The organism is Halomonas sp. TG39a (assembly GCF_000744395.1).
Classification (GTDB): Bacteria; Pseudomonadota; Gammaproteobacteria; order Pseudomonadales; family Halomonadaceae; genus Vreelandella; species Vreelandella ventosae_B.
In genome coordinates this window covers 464,798-490,543 of sequence record NZ_JQLV01000001.1, presented here as the reverse complement: position 1 = coordinate 490,543, position 25,746 = coordinate 464,798, and the positions used below count along the sequence as shown (strand labels likewise).

At 53.6% G+C, this 25,746-nt stretch carries 19 protein-coding genes; 10 read left to right on the top strand and 9 right to left on the bottom strand.

The window, feature by feature from the left end:
- Window positions 1-401 precede the first annotated feature (401 nt).
- Window positions 402-2,084 (top strand): hypothetical protein, encoded by a 1,683-nt coding sequence (locus tag U738_RS02220; RefSeq protein ID WP_152561119.1) that lies wholly within the window; start codon window positions 402-404, stop codon window positions 2,082-2,084.
- A 707-nt stretch (window positions 2,085-2,791) separates the two neighbouring features.
- The gene (locus U738_RS02215) at window positions 2,792-3,100 is read left to right on the top strand and encodes a hypothetical protein (RefSeq protein WP_035576879.1); all 309 of its coding nucleotides are present in this window, start codon (window positions 2,792-2,794) and stop codon (window positions 3,098-3,100) included.
- A gap of 106 nt (window positions 3,101-3,206) precedes the next feature.
- Here the strand turns inward: U738_RS02215 and U738_RS02210 are convergent, their stop codons facing one another.
- The gene (locus U738_RS02210; RefSeq protein WP_035576876.1) at window positions 3,207-3,941 is read right to left on the bottom strand and encodes an SDR family oxidoreductase; all 735 of its coding nucleotides are present in this window, start codon (window positions 3,939-3,941) and stop codon (window positions 3,207-3,209) included.
- Window positions 3,942-4,141: 200 nt separating this feature from the next.
- Between U738_RS02210 and U738_RS02205 the strand changes: the two genes are divergently transcribed.
- A complete protein-coding gene (locus tag U738_RS02205; RefSeq protein WP_035576873.1) occupies window positions 4,142-5,077 on the top strand; it encodes an AraC family transcriptional regulator in 936 nt (311 codons plus the stop codon).
- A 30-nt stretch (window positions 5,078-5,107) separates the two neighbouring features.
- On the opposite strand, the gene U738_RS23690 is transcribed toward U738_RS02205, so the two are convergent.
- The 3 genes from U738_RS23690 to U738_RS02195 all read right to left on the bottom strand — a co-directional run bounded on the left by U738_RS23690 (window position 5,108) and on the right by U738_RS02195 (window position 7,208).
- Window positions 5,108-5,398, bottom strand: a complete 291-nt coding sequence (locus U738_RS23690) for a DUF808 family protein (protein ID WP_231896756.1) — start codon at window positions 5,396-5,398, stop codon at window positions 5,108-5,110.
- Window positions 5,383-6,060: a DUF808 domain-containing protein gene (locus tag U738_RS02200; RefSeq protein WP_231896757.1), complete on the bottom strand. Its 678-nt coding sequence runs from the start codon at window positions 6,058-6,060 to the stop codon at window positions 5,383-5,385. The genes U738_RS23690 and U738_RS02200 overlap by 16 nt, the downstream gene beginning before the upstream one ends.
- A 191-nt stretch (window positions 6,061-6,251) precedes the next feature.
- Window positions 6,252-7,208 (bottom strand): hypothetical protein, encoded by a 957-nt coding sequence (locus U738_RS02195; protein ID WP_152561118.1) that lies wholly within the window; start codon window positions 7,206-7,208, stop codon window positions 6,252-6,254.
- 635 nt (window positions 7,209-7,843) lie between these two features.
- On the opposite strand from U738_RS02195, the gene U738_RS02190 reads away from it, so the two are divergent.
- Window positions 7,844-10,567 carry an AAA domain-containing protein gene (locus U738_RS02190; RefSeq protein WP_035576868.1) on the top strand — a complete coding sequence of 908 codons (2,724 nt, stop codon included), beginning with the start codon at window positions 7,844-7,846 and terminating at the stop codon, window positions 10,565-10,567.
- 424 nt (window positions 10,568-10,991) lie between these two features.
- A complete protein-coding gene (locus U738_RS22825; RefSeq protein WP_081899018.1) occupies window positions 10,992-11,468 on the top strand; it encodes a DUF805 domain-containing protein in 477 nt (158 codons plus the stop codon).
- 312 nt (window positions 11,469-11,780) lie between these two features.
- Here U738_RS22825 and U738_RS02185 read toward each other — a convergent pair whose 3' ends face one another.
- On the bottom strand, window positions 11,781-12,719 hold the full coding sequence (locus U738_RS02185) for a LysR substrate-binding domain-containing protein (RefSeq protein ID WP_035576865.1): 939 nt from the start codon (window positions 12,717-12,719) through the stop codon (window positions 11,781-11,783).
- Window positions 12,720-12,812: 93 nt separating this feature from the next.
- Between U738_RS02185 and U738_RS02180 the strand changes: the two genes are divergently transcribed.
- The gene (locus tag U738_RS02180) at window positions 12,813-13,733 is read left to right on the top strand and encodes a DMT family transporter (RefSeq protein WP_035576863.1); all 921 of its coding nucleotides are present in this window, start codon (window positions 12,813-12,815) and stop codon (window positions 13,731-13,733) included.
- Window positions 13,734-13,767: 34 nt separating this feature from the next.
- Here the strand turns inward: U738_RS02180 and U738_RS02175 are convergent, their stop codons facing one another.
- Window positions 13,768-14,718, bottom strand: a complete 951-nt coding sequence (locus U738_RS02175; RefSeq protein ID WP_035583080.1) for a DUF808 domain-containing protein — start codon at window positions 14,716-14,718, stop codon at window positions 13,768-13,770.
- A gap of 146 nt (window positions 14,719-14,864) precedes the next feature.
- Window positions 14,865-15,137 (bottom strand): DeoR family transcriptional regulator, encoded by a 273-nt coding sequence (locus U738_RS02170; RefSeq protein ID WP_231896758.1) that lies wholly within the window; start codon window positions 15,135-15,137, stop codon window positions 14,865-14,867.
- A gap of 225 nt (window positions 15,138-15,362) precedes the next feature.
- Here U738_RS02170 and U738_RS02165 point away from each other — a divergent pair, with 225 nt between their 5' ends.
- The gene (locus U738_RS02165; protein ID WP_035576861.1) at window positions 15,363-19,310 is read left to right on the top strand and encodes a hypothetical protein; all 3,948 of its coding nucleotides are present in this window, start codon (window positions 15,363-15,365) and stop codon (window positions 19,308-19,310) included.
- 149 nt (window positions 19,311-19,459) lie between these two features.
- Here U738_RS02165 and guaA read toward each other — a convergent pair whose 3' ends face one another.
- The gene (guaA, locus tag U738_RS02160) at window positions 19,460-21,037 is read right to left on the bottom strand and encodes a glutamine-hydrolyzing GMP synthase (RefSeq protein ID WP_035576859.1); all 1,578 of its coding nucleotides are present in this window, start codon (window positions 21,035-21,037) and stop codon (window positions 19,460-19,462) included.
- 97 nt (window positions 21,038-21,134) lie between these two features.
- On the bottom strand, window positions 21,135-22,604 hold the full coding sequence (gene guaB / locus U738_RS02155; protein ID WP_035576856.1) for an IMP dehydrogenase: 1,470 nt from the start codon (window positions 22,602-22,604) through the stop codon (window positions 21,135-21,137).
- A gap of 169 nt (window positions 22,605-22,773) precedes the next feature.
- Here guaB and U738_RS02150 point away from each other — a divergent pair, with 169 nt between their 5' ends.
- Genes U738_RS02150 through U738_RS02140 form a run of 3 tightly spaced genes read left to right on the top strand, consistent with a single transcriptional unit; the run spans window position 22,774 to window position 25,731 of the window.
- Window positions 22,774-23,364, top strand: coding sequence for a DsbA family oxidoreductase (locus tag U738_RS02150; protein WP_035583078.1), 591 nt, complete (start codon window positions 22,774-22,776; stop codon window positions 23,362-23,364).
- A 4-nt stretch (window positions 23,365-23,368) separates the two neighbouring features.
- The gene (gene xseA, locus U738_RS02145; protein WP_035576854.1) at window positions 23,369-24,712 is read left to right on the top strand and encodes an exodeoxyribonuclease VII large subunit; all 1,344 of its coding nucleotides are present in this window, start codon (window positions 23,369-23,371) and stop codon (window positions 24,710-24,712) included.
- A 44-nt stretch (window positions 24,713-24,756) separates the two neighbouring features.
- Window positions 24,757-25,731 carry a hypothetical protein gene (locus U738_RS02140; RefSeq protein ID WP_035576852.1) on the top strand — a complete coding sequence of 325 codons (975 nt, stop codon included), beginning with the start codon at window positions 24,757-24,759 and terminating at the stop codon, window positions 25,729-25,731.
- Window positions 25,732-25,746: the final 15 nt, after the last annotated feature.

The following is a 25,746-nucleotide window of genomic DNA, read 5'->3' as shown; positions in this document are numbered from 1 at the left end:
TTAGCTTCAAGAAAAAAGTTGGGTGGACATAAGGTTTATCAAAAAGCGATATAGCACACTATGAGTGAGCGCATTTAAAAATGTTTAAACTCCACAGCCAATAGGCCGAGCTCTTAACTACGGGGTAATACTCTACCTGTGTGTTTGCCATTCGTATTTTCCAGACGAGCCGACCATTCGCGGCTCCACCAACCAACACGTATTTCCCCCAGTCCCCCACCTGCCCTAGCATCATTTCCAGCTCATGACGTTGTTCAGCATGTTCGGTGGTGTTTTCGTTTTTCAGCTTGATGAGCTTCTCTTCACCGTCAACACGAGATGATAAATTATAATTTATCTAATATATTACGTCACTCTAATAACGTGATCCCTTAAACCCCAACACTAATTTAAGAAATTTTATGAACAAAGAACATATAAGATATACGGCGAGGTTATTTTCAGCGGCTTTCACAGTGATACTACTAGTGGCGGGCAAACCAAGTTATGCGACCAGTTTAGAGCCGGAAGATGGTTCACAGCGCCAGTACTATATTGGTATGCGCTCTGGCACAGGGGCCTCGGATACTATCACCGATAAGCTAGCTATCGAAAATATCGCTCGCTACGGCCTCAGGACACGAAACAACCATGCGCTTACCCTAAACATCGAGCCACGTTTTCTACGAATCACCTCGGGTGTCAGTGACGTGCTGTATGAAAGTAACCGGTCTAAAGAGCGCGAGCTTACCAGCGCAAGTACAATGGAAACTGATTTTGGTCTTGAAGTAACCAGCGATGGTAACGCCACACCCAATACAGAAAACAGCGCGTTCTGGAAGACAATAAATTCGCGGCAAGACGCATTCACTTCTGAGCAAGTGGGACAGGCACTCAGCATTCCTGGCCTAATAACTTCACTACCGTTGGAGGTGGGTGCAACGGCCGCTTTAAATGGTTTGCCGTCGCTTCCTGAAATGACACTGACGGTAACTGAGATAACTGACGAATGGATCACTGCCGATATCAGCGCGTCGGAGCATACGCAACCGGTGGTTTTACCCGTTGGAGCCGATGAAAGTGAAGTAACGGCAAACCTTGTCGAATCACATGGCCGCATACGCATTAACCGCGATACCGGCTGGCTCGAGTCGCTGGCGCTTTTTATTGAGCAAGCCGTTCATCATGGCGAGCGGACGGTGCCAAGACATTTACTCCTATATGTAACGGCCCTACCCGACGATACCGCTACCGGCGAGAACTTCCTCGACCTTTTGCGCTTCAGTTCTTCCGGACTGCCTACTAGTCTCAAGGACGATCCCACAACTTACGAGTTCGAGTACACGCTTCCTCAGGTCGAGACTAAAGCGCCCCTAAATAATACCCAGCCGACTGATGATATCGAAACACTCTTTCCTGATCGCGACCAAGCGATCTATAGAATCGATGAAGGAGACAATGTGCTGATACTCAGAGTGCCTTTTAATATCGAAGATCATCAAACGCCAGGCTACGCAAGCTTAAGCGAGCTAACGCTGACGGATGCTCAAGGAGAGAAAATCGAGTTCCCTCTGTTGACCACCGATGTCCTCCAAGGAGTAAGAAATACCGACGGCGTGACCATCGAGATAAGACTGAAGCCATTGGGGTGGAATGAAGTCGACTGGGGTGCTATCCACGGCGTATCGGCAACGCTTGCTTACCGTACTTATACGGTGGAAGAGCAGCTTTTTATCGAACTAGCCGATACGCCCCAAGAGATAACCAGGGGCGAGGCAACAGCAAAAACAATTCCGCTCGAAAGTGAGCCCAACCAATGGCGCTTGGTGCTTGAAAATCAACAGGATCAACTCATGATTGATCGCAGTGCGGGTTATAAAGACATCAATGCGTTCTCTACCTCCCGACTATACGATTCACCGCTGTCACTGACCGAAAAGAGCTTTTTGTATGGCATAACGGATCCTTTGTCTTGGGTTATGCAATTAAGGCTTGAAGGTGATCCCCAGCGCTTTCCCTTAATCCACGTGAAGTACGCAGACGTGCCAGAATACGTTGATGTCACATTTGAGCCAGGGCTATCCGCGAGGCGTTTGATGGATTGAAGGAGCGCAAGGCCGTCACGCTGGCAGCCGATATGAAGAATTTATCGACAAGCGTGCTCCATGCCTGCAGAGCAGAAAATGAGCCTATCACGGTGCCTATTCGGCTCAAGGGCTAGTCATAATGTGTTCCACACCTCGGCAGAACACAAAAGCAAATTGGAGGCACTACGGTGGAGCCTAACCCAAGATGCCGTAGAAACTAGAGCCGGTGTATTCGCAGACGTTTTTTCGACGGATGCCTTAATAAACGGTTTAGATAGCGAAATGCGATGCTTCAGAAAGGGCAGCCAATTGGACTGCCCTTTCTTTCGATGCGCTATGCACGAAAACCAGATACGTAATAAAAGCCAGATCAGCGCTTACCTTCAACACGCAGCTCAGCCACTTCATCTAGCGCCAAGCCTATCGCTTCAGCAATCTGCTCATCACTCAACACCTCACGCAGCCAACCCAATAACGCCTCGCTGCCTGGGCGCTGAGGTGCGCCTTGACGTGTGTATAGGACAATAGCATCGTGCTGGGGCGATGGGTGTCCGGAATCAGTGAACCACTACATAAAGCTGTTTAGTGCCGTAAAGTTGGCGCGGATCCTCGTGTAAACCAACTACTCGCCAACCAATGAAATTGGCTGGGCAAAAAGTTATTATCCAGCTAAATAATTTTTCTACCGAATTCATGCACTTTTATATCCTCTAACTGGACACTCTATGCATAACCTATGGATTCCCGTCGTCGCCATTTTCGTCGTTGCTGGCCTGGTATTCGGTAGCCAGGCCTATTCCGAGGCCCAGCGTGATGCCCACATCGCCGCGACTATATCTGAACGCCTCGACAGTCAGGCACCGGCCGAAATTTCCCACTTGACGCAAGTCAACAAGGGCTATGGGGTGTGCGGCGACTATGAGCTTTCAAGCGCCGAGTCCGGTCGTTTCTACTACAATCACGCCACCAAGCGCCTAGTGTTGGGCACCGATGCCCCGCTGTATCACGACAACTGCGAGGGCGTCTCTGACTGACCCCTTAGAACCTGTTCACGATCTTTTCAGCAGTAAAGTGATTGCGCACAAACCCCATACCCCTCCTCACGCAGCGCTTTTCTATGCCGCTGCTTTAGTGGCCCTTTTACCCCTCGAAACTTCCACCATATTCTCTCGGGACGAGATCAGTCTCTTCATCGCCAGTCCTGATAAGGTTGACGATCATTTGCGCGACCAATGACGGTGGGTGAGCTATCGAAGTAGCCCCATCTTCTTGCTCCTGTGCGGTGCTCAGGCCTGATTTCACCGAGCCATAGAACTCGGTCGCTGTCATGAAAGGGTGTATCAACGAGACGGTGATGCCTGCATCCTCCAGCTCAAGCCGTGCAACTTTCGAGATCATGTTGAGTGCTGACTTTGAGCTCGTATAAGCAGCCGAACCGGGGTAAGTCGCTAAAGTCGCGCCCGAGCTAACATTGACGATGCATCCGGCTCCTTGTTTGCGCATAAGAGGGATCACCGCTTGCATCATAATCAGTGGTGCAACTGTATTTAGATTGAGCAGTCCCCGAAAATCTTCAATGGCGATGTCTTCAATCGAGGCATATAGCCCCTGTCCTGCATTGTTGATCAAGACATCGATTCGACCATACCTCCCCTGCGCAATCTGGACAGTTTTTGTAACCTCGACTGGGTTGGTGACGTCGCAGGGTAAGGCAAGAACATCATTTCCCAGCTCTATCGCCAAATCGTCGAGCCTATCTTGACGTCTCGCCAACAACACAGCACGCGCGCCAGCTTGAACGACCGCGCGAGCTGTCGCTTCACCAATGCCTGATGAAGCCCCCGTCACAAGGACTACCGAATTTTTAATTTCCATAGCGTATTCCCTTTCTGTAAGACGTGAAGTTGTGAAAATAAACAGGGCTGTAACGCTAGAGCGTCCATGAAAGAGCCCAACGGGATCGTCAATATTTATAACAGTGCACCTAAACGGTGGCGTGTCTATTCCAGCCTATAAATTGCACATTCCTGCTTAATTCATGGATGCGCCATGCAAGCCATGCTAGAAGTAATGACATGAATAATTCGATTGAAAAACTCAGATCGCTTGTAGAGAAACGTGCGAAATCCGTTCTTACCCAAACTCATATCCCGCGTTTGGATATTCTCCGGGTTTGCGCACCGACCGAGCTTTTTCCTGAGATCTATCAGCCCCTGATTAGCCTGATCCTGCAAGGTAGCAAGAGGATTGTCATCGGAGATCAAGTCGTCAACTATCAGGCAGGACAAAGCTTTATTTCATCCGTCGAGCTGCCCGTGATTGGAGAAGTCGTAGAATCGAGTCCGACCACTCCCTACTTGGCTTTGCGCCTATCTCTCGACCGAGCTTTAGTCACAGAGATGTTATGCAAGGTTGATAGTCCTTTGAGCATGTCTGAGACGAGAGGCTTCTGCATTGACCACGTGAGTGACGATCTTGCTGATGCTTGGTACAGGATGGTTCGCCTTACCGATCAGCCGGAGGATATAGCCTTAATCGCGCCTCTCATCGAACGTGAGATCCTGTATCGAATGCTGCGCGGCCCACAAGGTGCGGTGCTAAGACAAATAGCAGGCATCGATGATCGCTTTTTCCAAATCCGGAGTGCTATCACATGGATTCGCCAAAATTACGCAACGGCATTCCGGGTTGAGGAGCTTGCGGCGACAGTAAATATGAGCCCTTCAGCTTTTCATCGACGCTTCAAAGCGACGGTTAGATTGTCGCCTCTTCAGTATCAAAAACAGATCAGACTCTATGAAGCGCGCAGAATACTCTTCACTGAATCTGGCGGTGTCACCGCCGTCGCTTTATCGGTTGGCTACGAGAGTCTGTCGCAATTCAGTCGAGAATATTCTCGGCTGTTTGGCGCGCCCCCTGCGCGCGACATAAGAACGCTTCGCCAAGATGCACGAGAGGGAGAGCCAACAGAGTTCACTGATCCCGACACTTTCAGTGCTCTGAGCCGTTAAAAAGCACCACCGCAAACACCGGCGTAAACCCTATTCGACATGCGCCTTCTTAACAGGAAGTAGGTGCACCACGCCCACCACCACCGAGCCCACCAAACAGCCAATCACCGCAGAGCACAGTGTATTGAAGCTCCAACCCAGCGTGCCGCCCAAGGCACCGGTTGCCTCGCTAATACCATGCTCAATATGGTGTACCCACTCATAGGGCGCGTTGAACCAACCCGTACCATCGGCACCTAGATTGGCCATCAGTATATGCCCACCCACCCAGAGCATGGCGACAGTACCCACGACCGAGATGGTCGCTAGCACCTTAGGCATATGGCTGTCACCAGACCACGGCCCAGTGTCTGCATTCCCGAACTATCCCCCTGGGCGAGCCTCAGGCCGATATCATCCATCCTGACCAACAGCGCCACTACGCCATACACCAGAAGTGTGATGACAAACGCGACCACCACCAGGCTAACCATCTGCGACCAGAACCCTTGATGGGAGACAGTGGCAAGCGCGATCACCATGATTTCGGCGGACAGAATCAGGTCGGTACGAATGGCGCCACCCACGATCTGTTTCTCGGCCTCTGGCCCCTTCTCTACCGCTGGCTTATCGTCGTCATGCTGACCAGAGAGCTTGTGCCAGACCTTCTCAGCGCCCTCAAAGGCCAAGTAGGTGCCGCCCACCATCAGGATGATCGGCAATAGCGCGGGCAAAAAGTGATTCAGCAGCAGCGCCACCGGCAGGATAAAAAGCAGCTTGTTGCGAATCGACCCCAGCGCGATCTTCTTCACAATCGCCAGTTCCCGCTCCGCTGTTACCCCCTGCAAATATTGCGGCGTCACCGCTGTATCATCGACCACCACCCCGGCCGCCTTCGCCGTCGCACGCCCAGCGGCGGCACTCACATCGTCCAATGATGCTGCGGTCAACTTCGCCAATGCGGCAATGTCATCCAGTAATCCTATCAAGCCGCCTATGGCCATGGATGCTTCCTCCGTGAATAACAGGTGCAGATAGTAGAGCACAAAGCGGCTGGGTAAGAGCACCAATAAGAGTAAGTATCGGGCACGACAGCCCAAAGCAGCCCTGCTGGCCCTTGCTAACGGCCATTCTGATGATAAGCGACCATGCCCGCGTATTTGTTAAGCTGGATATGGTCGCTTGGTGGGGAACGTCAGGTAGCGATCTGCGGTGAAGTAGCAGTTGCCTGCCCTGATGGCTCCACCATTGCCGCCTCTGCCGAGGAGAACTGTTTAGAAGGTTTGGTTAGCAAATAAATCTGAGCGCCAACGCTGATAGGCAACAGGCTGAGACCGACTGTTTTGGCCAGTAGAAACAGCCACTTATTATCATAAAACTCGTTTACTGCCAGCCAGACCGTACCGCCTCCGATGACGACTATCAGGGCTATACCCCAGCAGAAAATTACCGCCGTAGCATCGGTGAAACTGTTTAATCGCTTGACGATTAGCGTGAGGATCCAGATACCTCCCAACACTGCCAGTAGCAGCAGGAAAAAGCCACCGGTCTGCAACGTTGACTCGGCTGCCCCGTAGTAATCCATCACTGATAGGTTGTTCAAACGCCAAACCATGATGCCGCTAATTGCGACGCCCATTACGCTGATCACCAAATGGGCAAACAGGTAGCGACGCAAGAAGGCCAGGCAGTCCAACTGCTTTTCCGCAGGCATATCCGGGCGCTGACGCATGAGCGCATGTGACGGTTCGACGTCGCGGAGAGTGCATAACGTGAACCCCATTAACAGTGCCACGATGCCAATGATTGCCAGCACTCCTATCAATAGTAGCGGGTACCCTAAGTACTCCTCTATACGGTTCGATGACGCCCAATTGATCATTAAGGCAATAGCCCCTAATGAGTAGGTGCCGATCCCGGCGAGGCTACCCCAAACGCGACCGAAGGCATTGATACCCACGACGATGTGCAGAACAATCAACGCGAGATCTATGGATACGTACGGAGTGAAATAGCCCTCCCAAAAAAAGACGTCATTATAGTAGCGTGGTGCCATGTCCCATAAGAAATTGTCTTGGAGCAAGAGAAGAGCACTACCTATCTGTAAGCTCAATAACAGGTAGGCAGCCAGCCAGTAGCGGTGCCGATCCATGCGCGGCTCGCTCTTTGAGCGGAACCAGTAAAGTTCTTTCAAGATGTGAAACATATCATTCCCTTGGTATTACAGTAACATTCGAGGTGGGCGTACAGATGCTGAACAACAAGCAGGATATTGACCAGCAGTTGTTGAAGCGTGTTTACAAGATCATTCAAACTTTGAACACCTCCAATAAGCCCGAACCAATCATACTTTGCTGCTACTCCTCTTTGTAGTCTAATTCAATTTATTTAAACACACTGGCGCTTTATCCATTTATTCAGCTCTTCAGCGCTGGGGTTGGAAGTCACTTCTTGGGTTGGGCCAGAATATGCCTTGCCCAACCGCAGCAGGAATGACATTGATGGCACTCAGCTTCTATACGATTCCTTCCCCATATAGCCAGGAGGCCAATACCGTTATACTCAACGCAATGGCTACTCATATTCGCAATACAGCTATTCCTGAGTAACCGCATAACGTTCTGGGTCGCATCCAATGCTGTGACCTGAATGAAACGTGCAGCCTACTGGCACTGGGTCAGTTTTCTAATGTGGACGATAGTGTCAAGATAGCATCCTTCGGGAATATCGAATCATTGGATACGTATTCTGATACCATGCTTGATATTTCTACGTTTTAGGTAAGAGATGCATAAAGAATCGACGGTTTCCATCTATGTAAACGGTGAAAACAAAACTAGGCAGATCAACGATTGGAAGATAAGGCAAGGGGCTACATGGGATGCTCTAACGCTGACTTGCTACTTCCCCTCTGGCAAGTCTTACTCCCGCCCACTTCGCGAGTGCGAGATCATTCCTACCCAGGAATTGCATGAACAACTTGTCGTAAAAAAGGGGAGCACAGTATTTAGCGTCGTCGAGAAGCTCGTGTTATACGGTAACAAATGTGCCGTCATTCAATATCCCGGAAATCCAAAAGCCTACGTAATGAATATAGACGACATTGAAGTCTTACCAAAAACGGCGATGAAGGATGAATCGATATTCCAATATTTCATTTCTTTAGCAAACGAAAGAGTCAAGCAAGCGGCACCAAAAGATAAACCAATTGCCGAAAATGTGCTTCGCCAACTGAATCAGATTCTACCTCACGCTGAGACTGCGCTGCACGCTTACTGTAGCGGGAGCAATCAACCGCGAGAACCCGCAGGAAACGTTATCTACCCTTTCGGGATTAATGAAAGCCAGCTGGAGGCGGTGGAGCGTGCTTTCACTTCACAAATCAGTCTAATCGAAGGCCCTCCAGGCACAGGCAAGACGCAGACGATATTAAATATCATCGCTAATATCCTGCACCGTGGAGAAACCGTTGCCCTCTTGTCCAATAACAATGCCGCCGTGGAGAACGTCTACGAGAAATTAGATAAAGTCGGGCTGGGTTATTTGGTAGCCAAGCTGGGTAGCAAGGAGAACCGCGAGAGCTTTTTTGCCAGCGCATCCACCCCGCCATTGGATTCCCCTGCCCCTGCTCCCGACATTGAGCATATCCAGGCTCTTCTACAACATCTAAGGCAGTACTTGCATGCTCAGAATGCGGTGGCCCGGCTGCAAGCTGAAATCGACGAACTGACCATTGAACGTCGCTACCTGTTGCAATGGCAGCACGAAAATAGCGTGGAAGCGTCCACCGACCTAGATAAGTACAAGTTGTCTCCGCAACAAACAACGGATCTGTTGGCGTACTTAAACCAACTCGCCGAGCGGCGTATCGGTATCAAAGACCGAATTAAACTACTGCTCAACTTTAAAATTCTGCGCATAAAACCTTTCGATGAGTGGGAACAGCGCAAGTCCGCAATCTATACATTACAGCGTCACTATTACGACAAGGCTCTTCTGGAGAAAGAAGCGGCGTTAACAGCTTATCGTGAAGAACTGCAGCGCGGTCAATTCGAGACATTGCTGAATGATCTAACGTCCAGTTCTATGGCGTACCTAAAACACCATCTTCACCAACATACTCCCAGCCAGGGGACTTTCAATTCAGATAACTACCGCCGGAATTTCGATGAGTTTTTACAGCGTTACCCAATCATTGGTAGCAGTACGCACTCTATCGTCAACTCGCTCGGCAAGGGTGCGATTCTCGACTATGTCATCATCGACGAAGCCTCCCAACAGGATATTGTTCCTGGAATCCTGGCGCTGGGATGCGCGAGAAACCTGATCATCGTTGGCGACAGAAAGCAGCTCCCGCACATTCCAACGCCATTAGGTATCCCCACTCCCTCCGAATTTTACGATTGCGAAAAGTACAGCCTGCTCGACTCATGCGTCAGCGTTTTCAACGAATCGATCCCGATGACACTGCTGAAAGAGCATTACCGGTGTCACCCTAAAATCATCCAGTTCTGTAACCAGCAGTTTTATGGCAACCAGCTCATCCCGATGACGCAAGACAACGGCGAGAAGGCGTTGACGCTGCTCGTCACCGCCAAGGGAAACCACGCACGAAATAACGCGAATCTCAGAGAACTGGACTCCTTACTCAATAAGCTCGAAGGGGCTGGTGAGAGCGAATGGGATAGCGAGAATGGCAGAGGTTTTATTGCGCCTTACAACGCACAGGTTTCTCTTTCCCGCACTCACCTGCCCGCTGATTTCGCCAAGAACACCGTGCACAAATTCCAAGGCCGGGAGTGCGACGAGATAGTATTTTCCACCGTACTGGACAAGAAACATGGTAGCCAGAGCAGTCTAAGCTTTGTGGATGACCCTCACTTGGTCAATGTGGCGGTATCCAGAGCCAAAAATAAATTCACCTTGGTGACGGGTGATGATGTATTTGCCGCAAGCAATGGGCACATTGCCGCACTGATGCGTTACATCGAGTACTACGCCGATGAAAAGCAGATCCACCGTGCTCCTGTTGTTTCAGCCTTCGACTTACTTTATGAGGAGTACGACCAGTCGCTGGAAAGACTGAACGCTAGGCTGCTGGCCAGCGACTCACAATTCAAGTCTGAACAGATCGTGGCGCGGATACTGCGTGATACCTTGTTCCAGAAAGCATATCAGTCAATGATGTTCCACTCCCAGGTCGCACTTATTCAACTCGCTTCATCGGCCAACGAAGCCTTGACGGCGCGCGAAAGAGAATTCATGGAAAACCGCGCAAGTTGCGATTTCGTGATCTATTTCAGGGTAGGAAAGACACCGCTGGGGGTGATCGAGGTCGATGGCGGGGATCATGACAAACTACAGCAGGTTGAACGAGATGCTTTGAAAAACAGCATTCTGCAGAAGAGCAATATCCCCTTACTCCGGTTACAAACCGTCGAAAGCCAGATTGAAGAAAAGATCGCGGATTTCTTGTTTCAGTGGACAAACATTGCCTCAGCCGCAGAGTAGCTTAGCCCCCTGTGTCTCAACCTGAATCCAGGCCCCTCGGTAGCGTGATCTGATATAGCGGATACGAGTGTCCATTGGATACCAGAGCGCGTTTAAAGTTGGCATCTTTCCAGGCGGAAACAACCATTAGCTCTACCACCTATCAGAGTAGAAGAATCCATTAACTGGGCAATCTCGGCGGGCAGTATCAGCGCATTAGGGCTAACGCTGTATGTGTTATCGCGGGAGGGCCTGTAGCCATTATCAGCATTGTGATTGTGTCGATGTACCCAGTGATTCCCGTCGTGTTTGGATCACTGGTGCCCAGGCAAGGTTTAGCGGCAACGTTGTAAAGGGGATAGTGTTTTCAATTATGGCGATGGTGTTGATAGTGGCGGGGAGTGGTTAAAGCGTTTACAATAAATTAAAACTAACATGGAAGTTTATGAACCAACCTGCACACTCCTCAGATTTAAACTATAGCAAAGCTCAAAAGCCAGGGCTTAGCTTGGATATTTTGAATAGTCGCGGCCGATTAGGGAGGTTGCGCTTTTTAAAATATTCGCTGCTTATCTTTATTATATGGGCGGCAATAGGTGCTGCCAGCAATGTTCTATGGAGTCTTTACTATCCTGAGTGGCATAACGCACTGAGTCTATTCATGATTTTTGTAACAATTATGGTCTCAGTGATGGGAGTTATCTTTTGTACACGTAGATTAAATGATTTCAATGCAACAGGATGGTGGATGTTGATTTTCTTCGTTCCCATTGCGACACCTATAATGCTATTACTGATGTTATTATTACCAGGTACTAAAGGGGAGAACCGTTTCGGCCCCGTACCTCCTAAAAATAGTAAATGTGTATATGTGTCGTTACTATTGATGTTGTCTTTACTCTTTTTAACGGCAACTCTATAACGCATAAGTCACCATCGCAATTGGGCTCTCGTTGATTTTTCTTGGCGCGGGCTTTCAGTGCGTTGTGTACTTCCTCAGGAATGCTGCTGATCGTCATCATGCCCAGAGCTCGACCTCCTATCGCATGTGGTAAGCGCAGCGGCGCTCTATGTACATTCAAAATAGCATGTCGAATACATAAAGAAAGCACGTGGACGATGCTTTCGTCAGAGAGCTAGTTCGCTGAGGAGGCCGTTATAAACCTTCCGTTTGCAACGGTCATGGTGGTGCTATTCCCAGCGCCACACGAGCCGATTACACCGATGATAAAGATCATATTTTGAGCCGATTAAAATTTATATTCGGCTCATCACCCAACACCTCACGCAGCCAACCCAATAATGCTTCGCTGCCTGGGCGTTTAGGCGCGCCCTGGCGTGTGTATAGGGCGATGGCATCGTGCTGGGGCAAGCTCTCGGCCACCGGGCGGATCAGTTCGCCATTTTCTATTAATCGTTGCGTTGTGCGCCGCCATCCCAAGGCGATACCGTGCCCCGCGATAGCCGCTTGCAGCAGCAGCGGATAGCTATCGAAAACAGCACTCTCTGCTGATGAGAGTTCAAAGTGCCCCATGGCACGAAACCAGCCATCCCACTCCAGCCAATCCGCCGGGTCAGCGTGGTGGTGGAGTAGCCGCTGATTCAGCAAAGCGTTGAGGCTCAACGGGGTAGTGGCCCCTTTCAAATAAGCTGGGCTGCAGACCGGAAATATCTCGTCCTCGGCGGTAAACACCAATTGATGGCTCCCGCTAGGCCTACCGTTGGTTTGCAGCGCAATGTCGAAGTTGCCACTAAATTCGGTAATCGGCCTTGTCGACGTCGCCAGCTGTATCTCAATTTCAGGATAGCGACGATTGAAGTCAGCCAGCTGTGGCATCAGCCAATAGAACGCTTCGCATAACTGGCAGAACAACACGACGCGCTTATCATCCGGGGCGCCGCGCAGCGCCTGAGCCCCCGTGGCGACGCTTTCCAACGCCTGGGAAACCGTACGGCCAAACTCGTGCCCCTCGCGGGTAAGAAACACACTGCGATTACGGCGCTCAAAAAGCATCACGCCGAGGTCTTCCTCCAGAGCACGGATCTGTCGGCTGATAGCCGCCTGGGTCAGGTGGAGCTCATCCGCCGCGCGCGAAAAGCTTTCAAGCCTGGCGGCAGCCTCAAAGGGGCGCAGCGTCGCCAGCGGTGGAAGAGACTTGATGAAGTTATCCATAATCTGAGCTCATGCATTGTGACGCAGAAGTCGTTTGAAGCACTGCTAGAGGCAGCGGCATTCTAGAGCGGAATTCATATCTGGAACGCTGCAATGAAGGCCACCGCTGAACCACAAGATAATATCCTACAGGGCATCAGCCTTATCGTGGGGGCTGTCTTTCTGCTGGCGTTGACCGACGCCCTGGTTAAGTATCTCAGTGCCAGTATGTCGCTATGGCAACTCTATGTCATCGCCTCAACACTATCGCTGCCGATACTCTTTGGATTGATCATTGGTCATTCAGGCCCCCGCCCCAAGGTAAAAGCACGCCGCTGGGTGGCGATAAGAAGCCTGCTTCTGTTGCTGATGTGGATAGCCTACTACGCAGCACTGCCGCTGGTTCCACTCTCGGTGGCGGCGGTCGCCATTTACACCACGCCGCTGTTTATTGCCGTGCTGGCTGCTTTTGGGGCGGGCGAGCATCTTTCACGCCAGGCGTGGCTGGGCATACTCTGCGGATTCCTGGGCGTGGTGGTGGTGTTGCGCCCTGACGGCGACACCTTCACACCCGCCACACTGCTACCCGTGCTTGCCGCCCTCTTTTATGCGCTAGCCATGCTGGTCACTCGCCACCACTGCCAAAGAGAACACCCCTTACTTCTCACTCTGGGATTAAATCTAGCCTTCCTGGCAGCAGGCACTCTCTTCAGTGTGCTGGTCGCAATCCACAGCACAGCAACACTCGCCGAACGCGCGCCGTTCCTGTTCGCCGGTTGGCAACCGCTAGACGCCGAAGCGTTATTGATCGTGGGCGCCTACGCGCTACTGCTGATCATTGTGAATACCGGGGTGGCAAGGGCTTATCAAATTGCCCCTTCGGCGTTGATAGGCACCTTTGATTACGCCTACCTCATCTTTGCCAGTATTTGGGGTTACCTGCTATTCAGCGAAGTGCCCGATGCCATGACTTGGCTGGGTATGGGCATGATCTTAATCGCGGGAGTGATGGTGTTACGGCAACGGCGGGGCTAATCGAAATTTCTGCTTACTTATTCGCAACGTGCACCTATTTAGCATGCGCCTTCTTGGTAGGCATAAGGTGCCCCCCCCCCACCACCACCGAGCCCACCAAAAAGCCAATTACTGCAGAGCACAGCGTATTGAAGCTCCAGCCCAGCGTGCCGCCCAAGGCACCGGTTGCCTCGCTAATGCCTAGCTCAATATGGTGTACCCACTCATAGGGTGCGTTGAACCAACCTGTGCCATCGGCACCCAGATTGACCATCAGGATATGCCCACCCACCCAGAGCATAGCGACGGTGCCCACGACCGAGATGGTCGCTAGCACCTTGGGCATGGCCGTCACCAGCCCACGGCCCAGGGTCTGCATGCTCGAACTATCCCGCTGGGCGAGCTTCAGGCCGATATCATCCATCCTGATCAACAGCGCGACCACGCCATACACCAGAAGTGTGATGAAAAACGCGACCACCACCAGGCTCGCCAGCTGGGACCAGAACCCCTGATGGGAGACCGTGGCCAGCGCGATCACCATGATTTCAGCCGACAGAATCAGGTCGGTACGAACGGCGCCACTTACGATCTTTTTCTCAGCCTCCGGCCCTTTCTCAACCGCGGGCTTGTCGTCGACATGCTTGCCGGAAAGTTTATGCCAGACTTTCTCCGCGCCCTCAAAGGCTAGGTAGGTACCGCCCACCATCAAGATGATCGGCAATAGCGACGGCAAAAAGTGATTCAGCAGCAGCGCCACCGGCAGGATAAAAATCAGCTTGTTGCGGATCGACCCCAGCGCGATCTGCTTCACAAGCGACAGTTCACGCTCCGCTGCCACCCCCTGCAAATATTGCGGCGTCACCGCCGTATCATCCACCACCACCCCGGCCGCCTTCGCCGTCGCACGCCCAGCAGCGGCACTCACATCGTCCAGTGATGCTGCGGATAACTTCGCCAATGCGGCAATGTCGTCCAATAATCCTATCAAGCCGCCTATGGCCATGGATGCTTCCTCCGTGAATAACAGTTGCAGATAGTAAAGCATACGGCGGCTGAGTTACCTTCAAAGTGTTTTGAGGCAAAGGCATTCAGTTGCTATAGGTCGGTTTTCAATGCAAGCGATATGGTCTTACTGACAAAGCCCACTACTTACTGAGTGCCTTCATGAGTTTGCCCAAGTAACACCGAATAACGCGTGCTACGCCCACCGCCGGGTAGTTTGGAAAGGCAGCCCTTCTCCAGCAGTTCTGCCAAATCCCGCGTTGCGGTGGCTTTACTAACTTTGGCCAACGATTGGTACTTACGCGCATTGATGCCCTGCGCAAATTCCTCTCCTGCTGTATCCAATAAGCGGTTCAGCACCTTGATTTGCCGTTCGTTCAGCACGGTGGTCGCATGACGCTGCCAGGAGGTGGCTTTCATTAACACACGGCCAATCCTTAAAAGAGCCTGTTCGAGCGCCTCTTTCAGCGTGTCCAGAAACCACAACAACCACGGCGCAATAATGAGGCTTCCTTTCTGAGCGCTTTCAAGATAATCGTATTAAGCTTTGCGTCGCGACATGATAGCTATGCTCCTATATCTCGCGAAAACAAATGATAGGCTAGGGGTTAGCGGTGGTGTTCAATTGAATAAGAGAGTGCGCGCGTGAGCTATTTTCAGAGAAAACTGTGGTTTGCCGACCAAAGTGGTCAGCACCAACTGAAGCAAGACGACCTGCTTATGCTCCGTGAACCTATCGTCGTGCTTGGCGAGCCTGGTATGGGGAAGACCCAATTACTTAAGGAGCTAAGCGCGAAAGGTGGCAACGCTTTCTGCCGCGCTCAGCAATTGATTAATAAGCCGCGTCCACAGACTCTTCTCGGCGACAATGAACGTCTAGTTATCGACGCGCTCGATGAGGTTTCCTCTCAATCCGACGGCGATGCGGTCGATTTAGTACTGCGAAAGCTAGGGGAACTCGACTACCCCCCATTCATTCTCAGTTGCCGAGTGGCGGATTGGCGTGCTGCTATCTCAGCACAGGCGATTGCCGACCAATATGACGATGTGGCACCGCTGGAAGTGCACTTAGAACCACTCGACGAAGATGAACAGCATGAACTGCTCACTCAACTTATCGGCAACGCGAAGCGTGCCCAGACGCTGCTCGATCATTTCGTGCGGTTCGGCCTCGATTTCCTTGGAAATCCACAGACACTAGAGCTGGTAGCCGCCCTGCCTGAAGATCGGCAGTTGCCGACGACCAGCAGTGATCTTTTCGAGGATGCAATCGAAACACTCCGAAAAGAGCATAACCCTCTGAAAAACGAGCTGCCCCATGACGCGGTTCTTGATGCGGCGGGCGCAGCATTTTCAGCTCTGATACTCACGAGCAATGCACGCATCACCGATCAACCGAGCGGTGCGATTCATCCCACTGACAAGGCACTGCCATTGGCAGAGGTTGAAGCATTTGATAACGGCCACGTGAAGTTGGCGGCAAACACAAAACTTTTCGCAACCGATCTGGACGGCCTGACCTACACCCATCGCCGCATCGGTGAGTTTGTTGGCGCGCGCTGGCTAGCCGCGCGGGCCGATACGCGAGCGAAGCGACAACGTCTTCTCAGGTTGTTCCAGTCGCACGGGCTAGTGCCCGCTTCGCTGCGCGGTCTCCACGCCTGGCTGGCACGCGATCCGCAATTAGCAGATGCGGTTATAGACGCAGATCCAATGGGAGTAGTCGAGTATGGCGACGCGGAGGCACTAGCGCCCGAGCAGGCGCGGCGGTTATTCACAGCAATTGAACGGCTCTCTGCCAATAATCCTCGATTCAGCGGCTGGCAGGAATACCGCGCGGCGGCGTTGGTAACACCGCCTCTGATGAGTGAAGTTGTACGCGTAATTAGTAACTCTGGGGCCGAATTCGGACTAAGGGCATTCTTGTTGCAGCAACTCAAAGGCGCACCAACGGCTGAGAACCAACGCACGTTATTACGCGATCTCATGCTTGATGAGGCCGAGCCGTACGGTATACGGCATGAAAGCGCTCAGGTACTGGTTGCACTTGGTGACGAGAACTGGCCCGCGCTGCTTGAACAGCTAAGGCTGCAGGTGCGGACTGACTCCCTTCGGCTCGCGCATGAGCTGCTTGATGACATCGGCGTAGATACTTTCAACGATGAGCAAATTGTAGCGATTATCCTTGCCCGCGATGGGCTATCGGTATGCCCGATTAGAGCAGACTCCGAGAGCACTACTGTCTTTGGTTTCTATCGCCTTGCTAAGCATGTACCTATAGCTCGGCTGGACGGTTTGCTTGACCTCTTCGCAGCTCAGGCAGTCTCGCTTCTGCCCGAGCATGCGGGGATCGAAGAAAACGACTTGACCGATCTTCAATATGCCCTTGTACTCAAGCGCCTCAAAGATGGCAGGCCAGTCGAAACGCTGCGGCTATGGCAATGGCTCGAACCCTTCTGGGAGCAAACCTCCTACCAACGTGACCAAGGTAAAAAAACAGGAGAGTGGCTAAAGGCTAATCCGTCGGTACGCCAAGCGATCCAACGGCACGCCTTAATTGACAAAGTTGGCAACAAAAATATATGGCAGAGAGCTTGGCGACTCCAACAGGGGGTCATCGACCTGTATCCCACACAGGGCGAAATTATTCACCTGCTCCAATCGCTGGATCCCAATGACCGCACCGACGAACGCTGGCGAGAAATTATTATGCTTGGCCGCCCTTGGGGAAAGGAGGGTAAGGCACTGCGTGAAGCGTCTAAGCCCTTCGCGAAGCACCGGCCTGACCTGCTTACCTGGATTGATAGCTTAGCAGAGAGACAGATTCCGAACTGGGAGCGCAAGCAAGAGGAAAACAAACGACAACGCAGGGAGAAGCAGACTGCCAAATTCGCCAAGCGTCGCAGCAACTATCTTGCGAATATCGAAGAGGTCAAGTCGGGCCAATTTAGCCGAATCCTCCCGCCTGCAAAAGCATACCTCAACTGTTTCCAAGAGATTAGCGACGACCTACCAGCACACGAGCGTGTTGCCGAGTGGCTTGGGGAGGAGATCGCGGCAGCCGCGATGAAAGGCTTCGAGGCGTTTATGCAGGCTAGTCCGCCTAGACCTAGCGCTAGAGAGATTGCTCGGAGCTACGCCCAAAGTGAATTTTATCCTGCAGCCTATATCATCGTCGCAGCACTCGCCGAGCGAGTACGCACGCGAGGTGAGCCGTTTGAAAGTGTTAGCAGTGAGCGGCTAGCCGCAGGCCTATTCGAGTGCTGGAATGGGGCGACCGGCGATCAAGACGGGTTGAATGAACTTGCCCCCAAAATCGAAGCCGAATTGAAGCGGCGCGAACGATGGAAGCAGGTGATGCGGCTCTATATAGAGCCTCAGTTGAGGCGGCAGGTTCAGCATGTGGATCACCTTGGGGCGTTCATGCGAAGCGATGATGGTGGTTTCGGCACTGATCTCGCCGAAAACTGGCTAGCCCGCTATCCCCATATGTCGAGCGAGGCAGAGATAGAGATGATCGACCGATTGCTGCGAACCAACCGCCGTGATGTGTTGCGCTTGCTGATAGCTGACCGACAGCGCCGAGAGATTAGCGACGAGCGGCGACGGAATTGGGAAGCAGTAGCCCTGCTCATCGATTTCGAAGCGGCAAAAGAGGGGCTGGGCGATGTGATCGAGCCCGAGTTGCTGTGGCACCTCCAAGCTCGTGCTGGGCATGGTAGGCATAATAAGGAAACTGGCACGTTCCTAACGGTTGATCAGCTCACTTGGATGATAGCAACCTTTCGAGAGCAATGGCCCGAAGTTAATCGACCAGTGGGCGTAACAACTGGGGATACAAACCCATGGGACGCATCGCAATACATCCGAACACTGATCACTCGTTTAGGGAATGATATTTCAACTAAAGCCGTTACGGCACTTACTACTTTAAAAGACGCGCCTAGGGATGATTACACATGGGCTCTGCAGATAGTTTCTGCAGAGCAGTGGCAGAAGCAGGTTGACGAAAGCTATGCCCCGCCAACACTCGACCAGATCAAGATGATACTAGATGACGGCCCACCTAACAGCGTTGCCGACTTGCGCGCGATCGTGGCCGAAGAGCTTCGAGAGCTAGGCAGGCGACTACGTGGTAGTTCAGAAGATGAGATCGACCTGTACTGGACTGATGGTGGTCTCCCGCACACCGAGAATAAGTGCCGCGACAGGACCGTCTCATTGCTGCGCGGCCACCTCACGCCCCTATCAATCTTCACTGCTAATGAGGCTGACATGCCTCAGGATAAGCGCGCCGATATTGTCTTCCAGCACGACGCTTTGCTGTTGCCATTAGAGGCCAAGCGTCAGCAGCATCGGGAATTGTGGAACGCAATTGATGGTCAGCTTGAAGCATTCTATACCGGCCACTGGCAGGCGGAAGGACAAGGCTTATTCCTAGTATTCTGGTTTGGCTCCGGCTACCAAGTTCCCACACTTCCCGGAGGTGGAGCCAAACCGACCAGCGCCGACGATTTACAGAATAAGCTTGAACAGCACTCATCAGTGAGAGCGGGTCGGGTCGAAGTTATAGTGCTCGACTTATCGCGCTAAACCTCACCCTATTTTCAGCAAACGAACATCAAAATTAACACCAAATAGATAACGCCTTGCAACACAAAAGCCTGCCGGTAACGGCAGGCTTTCGCAGGAAGCGTGTGATGCGTCGGTGTTAGGGATCAATCAACGGCCCTGTTCTGCACTCACTCCCACTCAATAGTAGCAGGCGGCTTGCTACTCACGTCATAAGTCACCCGCGAAACCCCTTCCAACTCATTGATAATCCGGTTGGAAACCTTCTCCAGGAGCTCGTAAGGCAAGTGCGCCCAGCGGGCGGTCATGAAGTCGATGGTTTCTACCGCGCGTAGCGCGATGACCCATTCGTAGCGGCGGCCATCGCCGACTACGCCTACGGATTTCACCGGCAGGAATACGGCAAACGCTTGGCTGGTTTTTTCGTACCAGCCAGAGGCGCGTAGCTCTTCGATGAAGATAGCGTCGGCATCGCGGAGGATGTCGGCGTACTCTTTCTTCACTTCACCCAGAATACGCACGCCCAGGCCGGGGCCAGGGAACGGGTGGCGGTACACCATATCGTAGGGCAGGCCGAGTTCCAGGCCGAGTTTGCGCACTTCGTCTTTAAACAGTTCGCGCAGCGGCTCGACCAGCTTGAGCTTCATGGTTTCCGGCAGGCCACCTACGTTGTGGTGGGATTTAATCACGTGCGCTTTGCCGGTTTTGGAGGCGGCGGATTCGATCACGTCCGGGTAAATGGTGCCCTGGGCCAGGAACTCGACGCCGTCGATCTTGCTGGCCTCTTCATCGAATACATCGATAAAGGTATTGCCGATGATTTTGCGCTTGGCTTCCGGGTCTTTTTCACCCTTCAGCTTGCCGAGGAACAGGTCTTCGGCGTCTACGCGAATCACCTTCACGCCCATGTGCTTGGCGAAGGTTTCCATGACCTGATCGCCTTCCGCTTTACGCAGCAGGCCGTTGTCGACGAATACGCAGGTCAGCTGGGTGCCAATGGCTTTGTGCAGCAGCGCGGCAACTACGGAAGAGTCCACCCCGCCGGAGAGGCCAAGCAGTACATGGCGGTCGCCCACTTGCTCGCGCACACGCTGTACCTGGTCTTCGATGATTTGTGCAGGCGTCCACAGCTTCTCGGCTTTGCAGATATCCAGCACGAAGTGCTCGAGAATGCGCTGGCCCTGCAGGGTGTGGGTCACTTCCGGGTGGAACTGTACGCCGTAAAACTGCTTCTCTTCCCAGGCCATGGCGGCAATCGGGCAGCTCGGCGTGGAGGCGGTCACGGTGAACTCGGCGGGCGCTTCGGCCACCTTGTCGCCGTGGCTCATCCATACGTCCAGCAGGGCTTTGCCACTTTTGGCGTCTACGTGGTCTTTGATGTCTTTGAACAGCGCGTTGTCTTCGTCGATTTGAATCTGCGCGTAGCCGAATTCACGCTGGTTGGAGCCTTCTACCTTACCGCCCAGCTGCTCGGCCATGGTTTGCATGCCGTAGCAGATACCAAACACCGGCAGGCCCATCTCGAACACGCACTGGGGCGCACGCGGGGAGTCCAGTTCCGTCACGGATTCCGGGCCACCGGCCATGATAATGCCGTTGGGGTTGTACTCGCGGATCTCTTCTTCGGTGATATCAAACGCGCGGACTTCGGAATAAACGCCGATCTCGCGTACGCGGCGGGCGATCAGTTGGGTGTACTGCGAGCCGAAATCGAGAATCAAAATCTTATGGGCGTGAATGTCACTCATGGCGGGGTCTCGGTTAAGCGGTGTGGGTGCCGCTGGTAAGGCCAAAAAGCAAGCGGCGAGCTGTTGTGCCCGCCGCCGTTTTAACTAACTACGCTGGTTAGCTCACCCGATAGTTGGGAGCTTCTTTGGTGATCTGCACGTTGTGGACGTGGGATTCGTTAAAGCCAGCGCCGGTAATCTGAACAAACTCCGGCTTGGTGCGCATTTCCTGAATATCGCGGCAGCCGGTGTAGCCCATGGAAGCGCGCAGCCCGCCCATCAGCTGGTGGACAATAGCGCCCATCATGCCTTTATAGGGAACGCGGCCTTCAATGCCTTCCGGCACCAGCTTCTCGGCGCCTTCGCTCTTATCCTGGAAGTAGCGGTCGGCGCTGCCCTGGTTTTGCGACATGGCGCCCATGGAGCCCATACCGCGGTAGGCTTTGTAGGTACGGCCCTGGTAAAGCTCTACTTCGCCCGGTGCTTCTTCAGTACCGGCCAGCAGGCCACCGACCATCACGGCGCTGGCGCCAGCGGCAATCGCCTTGGCCAGGTCACCGGAGAAGCGGATACCGCCATCGGCAATCAGCGGAATGTCGTACTCTTTGAGCGCTTCGGCCACGTTGGAAACCGCGGTAATTTGCGGTACGCCTACGCCGGCTACAATGCGCGTGGTGCAGATTGAGCCAGGGCCGATACCGACTTTGACGGCATCCGCGCCCGCTTCAGCCAGCGCACGGGCCGCGGCGGCGGTGGCGATGTTACCGCCAATCACTTGAATGGCCGGGAAGTTCTCTTTGATCCAGCGTACGCGGTCGATCACGCCTTTAGAGTGACCGTGGGCGGTATCGACGATAATCACGTCTACTCCGGCTTCGACCAGTGCCGCAACGCGATCAGGCGTTTCCGGGCCAGTGCCTACGGCGGCACCTACCAACAAACGGCCATCGCTGTCTTTGGCGGCCATTGGGTAGGTGCGGGCTTTTTCGATATCTTGGAAGGTGACCAGGCCGCGCAGGTGGAACTCGTCATCCACAATCAGCATTTTTTCGATGCGGTGTTCGCGCATCTTGGCTTTGCTGGTTTCGAGATCGGTGCCTTCCTTGACGGTAATCAGCCGCTCGCGGGGGGTCATGATGTCCGCTACGCTGTCACCGTGGTTAGGCTGGAAGCGCATATCACGCTCGGTCACAATACCCACGAGCGTCTCACCTTCCACTACAGGGAAGCCGGAGAAGCCATTTTCACGGGCCATGGCGAGCAGGTCTTCCAGCTTGGCTTTCGGGCTAACGGTGACTGGGTCTTTTACAATCACGCTTTCGTGCTTTTTGACCTTGCGTACCTCGGCGGCTTGCTGGGTCATGGCCATGCTCTTATGGATGATGCCGATGCCGCCTTCCTGGGCCATCGCAATCGCTAGGCGCGCTTCGGTAACGGTGTCCATCGCGGCAGAGAGTAGCGGAATATTGAGCGAGAGATTGCGGGTCAGGCGGGTTTTGAGGCTGACATCCTTGGGGAGAATATCGGAGAAGCCGGGAACGAGGAGTACGTCATCGAACGTTAGTGCTTCTTGGGCCATACGTAGCATAGCGGCAACACCCTGATTGAGAGGAAGTGGGGCGTGAAAGGTTAATCCCCCATTATAGCGTTTTGAGGGCCTTCCCAGCAATGCAGTCAGGCTGTTGTGCTTATACCAATTGCTAATGACGTATGCTGTTAGGCTGATAGTGGGTTATTTTTTATTTAAAGGGGGCCTTTTGTCTCAACAGATTATTGTCTACACCGATTACGTTTGCCCCTTCTGCCTGCTAGCCGAAGAGGCCATTGTTCAGGCAACCGAGGGAATGGATGTGGAAATCCGCTGGCGGCCTTTCGAGCTGCGCCCTGCCCCGGTGCCCACGTTGAAGGTGGAAGACCCTTACTTGCCTAAGATATGGCAGGATTCGGTTTATCCCATGGCCAAAAAGCTCGGCGTGCCCATCAAGCTGCCCAATATTTCGCCGCAGCCGCGCACCGACAAAGCCTTTGAAGTGTTCGCCATGGCCGAAGAGCAAGGCTTGGGCCACGCCTACTCCATGGCAGCGCTGAAAGCGTTCTTCCAGCAGGAGCGCGATATAGGCGACCCGGAAGTGCTGGCGGATATTGGTGAGTCGGTGGGCCTGGAGCGCCAAGCGGTGCTTGATGCGCTGGCCGAAGGCCGCTACCGCGAGCAGCACCAAACGGCTCAGCGTCACGCGGTGGAAGAGGCGCTTATTCAGTCGGTGCCTACCTTGGTCATCGATGGCGAAGTGATTCAGGGCGTGCCTGATCCCGACGCCCTCAAACGTTTTCTATTAGAGCGGGCTTAACCCTATGCCCTCCCCCACTCCCCAGGCACTCTCCGTCAGTCAACTCAACCAGCGCGCCAAGCAAACCCTTGAGCGCGATGTGGGCGAGGTGTGGGTGGAGGGCGAGCTCTCTAACGTTTCCCGCCCGGCGTCGGGGCATGTCTATTTCACCTTGAAGGATGACCGGGCGCAGATTCGCTGCGCGCTGTTTCGCCAGCGGGCGAGGTTTGTCTCGGCGCCGATGCGCGACGGTGATCAGGTCAAGCTGCGTGGGCGGGTGTCGCTATTTGAACCCCGCGGCGATTATCAGCTAATTGCCGAGGCCGTTCAGGCGGCAGGCCTGGGCGAACTGCTGGCGGCGTTTGAGCGTTTAAAAGCGCAGTTGGAAGGTGAAGGTGTGTTTGCCAACGCCCGGCCGCTGCCCTTCCCGCCCCGCAAGCTGCTGATATTGAGCTCTGCCACCGGGGCAGCCATTCGCGATGTGCTGGCGGTGCTGGAAGCGCGCTGGCCGCTGGCGGACGTGACACTGATTCCGGTGCCGGTGCAAGGCGCCGAAGCCGCCCCGGCAATGATTTCGGCCCTAGGGTTATTAAACCGCCAAGCGAAGCTAGACCCGGAACGGGATGTGGTGCTCATTACCCGTGGCGGCGGCAGCTTGGAAGACCTGTGGGCGTTTAATAACGAGCATTTGGCGCGGGCAATTTTCCATTCCCGGCTGCCGGTAATGTCGGCGGTGGGCCACGAGGTGGATATCACCCTGGCAGATTTTGCCGCGGATATGCGCGCTCCCACCCCTTCTGCCGCTGCTGAGCGCCTGGTGCCGGATCAAAACACCCTTAAGCGCCAGCTGGAGCATCAACACAGCCGCCTGCTGCGGGCCATGCAGGCGCGCCTAGAGCGCGACAGCCAGCGGCTGGATACCCTGCGCGCCAAGCTGCGTCATCCCGGCGAGCAGCTCAACCGTCAGCGCCAGCACTTAACCGCCCTCAATCAGCGCTTGAATCGCGCCATGCAGCACACGCTTGGCCTGCAGAAAGCCCAGGTGACACAGCTGAGCAGGCGCTTGGCCAGCCAGGATATGGCGCGGTTGCACCGTGCAGAAAGCGAGCGTGTGAGCCAGTTACAGCGCCGTTTGGGGAGTGCGATGCAGCGCCAGTTGGAGAGCCGACAGGCACGCTTGAAAGCCGCCGCACGGGAGTTAAACGCGGTCAGTCCGCTAGCGGTGCTGGGGCGTGGCTATGCAATTGCCCAGGATGAGCAGGGCCAGGTCATTCGCCGCGCGGAAGATACCCAGCCCGGCCAGAAGCTGAAACTGAAGCTAGGTGAAGGCAGGCTAAGCGTGGAAGTTAAGCGGCGTTTAAAGTCCTAAGTTAAATGGCCGATATCTTCTAACAATGAGGAGAGGATACCGTCATGAAGATTGGATTTTCGTCTTTTACACTGATTAATCAGCGCCAAGATAAGCCGCAGTTTTTAACGCCCACCCGCGTCGCTCCCCAAAAGAGCGAGCCTGCTGAAGACGACCCGTTCACAAAGCGGCTTAAAAAGCAGCAGGAAGCGTTGGAGAGCTTGGCGTCGCTACCTACGCCAAAGGAAGCCTCCCAGCAGCAGGCCAGCGATAAAGTGGGCTTCCTGCGCCAGCGGATTGAAATGCTGAAAGCCATGATGGCCTTCGCCTCTCCTGAACAGCTTAAAAACATGGCCAAGGAGCTCAAGAGCATCGCCCGTGAGCTTGCCGGTGCGGCTAAGCTGTTGAACAATCAAGGTGGCGGTGGTGCAGGCATGACCGCGATTCCGTCCGTGGTTGCAACGACCGCAGTTCCCACGGCAGGAATCCCCACGACAGCAGCTCAACCGGCCGTCTCTCAAACCAGCGGAGCCGAATCAGCCGGGGCCCAGGCGGGTGGTGGTGAGAGCGCCCAGTCAACGGTTTCCAGTGACGCGCAGCAAGCCGAAGCGAATGCGCAAACAGCCGAAGATGATGCTGAAAAGGCTGCTGAGCAAGAGGCCGAGAAAGCAGCGGGCGAGCCTGAAGGTGATACATCCACCGAGGTCGGCGTATTACCTACCCTACCCACTCTCATTCAAAATGAAGACAACCGCTCGAAAGGCAATGGTTCCAGCGCTAGTGAACACGCCCTTCGCGGCGTACTGACTGACGCTCAGAAAGAGCTACGCGAAGCGGTTAACGCACTCAACGTTAGGCTGAACGAGGAGGATAAAGAAGCCCGCCGTGAGCTAAAGAAAGCTGAAGAAGCCATGGAAAAGACGGATCGTGCGGTTGCAGCATCCACTTCAGAGGCCCTCTACTCCTCATTGGGGCAGCTGCTGCCTACCTCGCTAGGTGACGTTGCCGTATCAACGTCCTCTATCAACATAGAGGTTTAGCGCTAATAGAAAAGG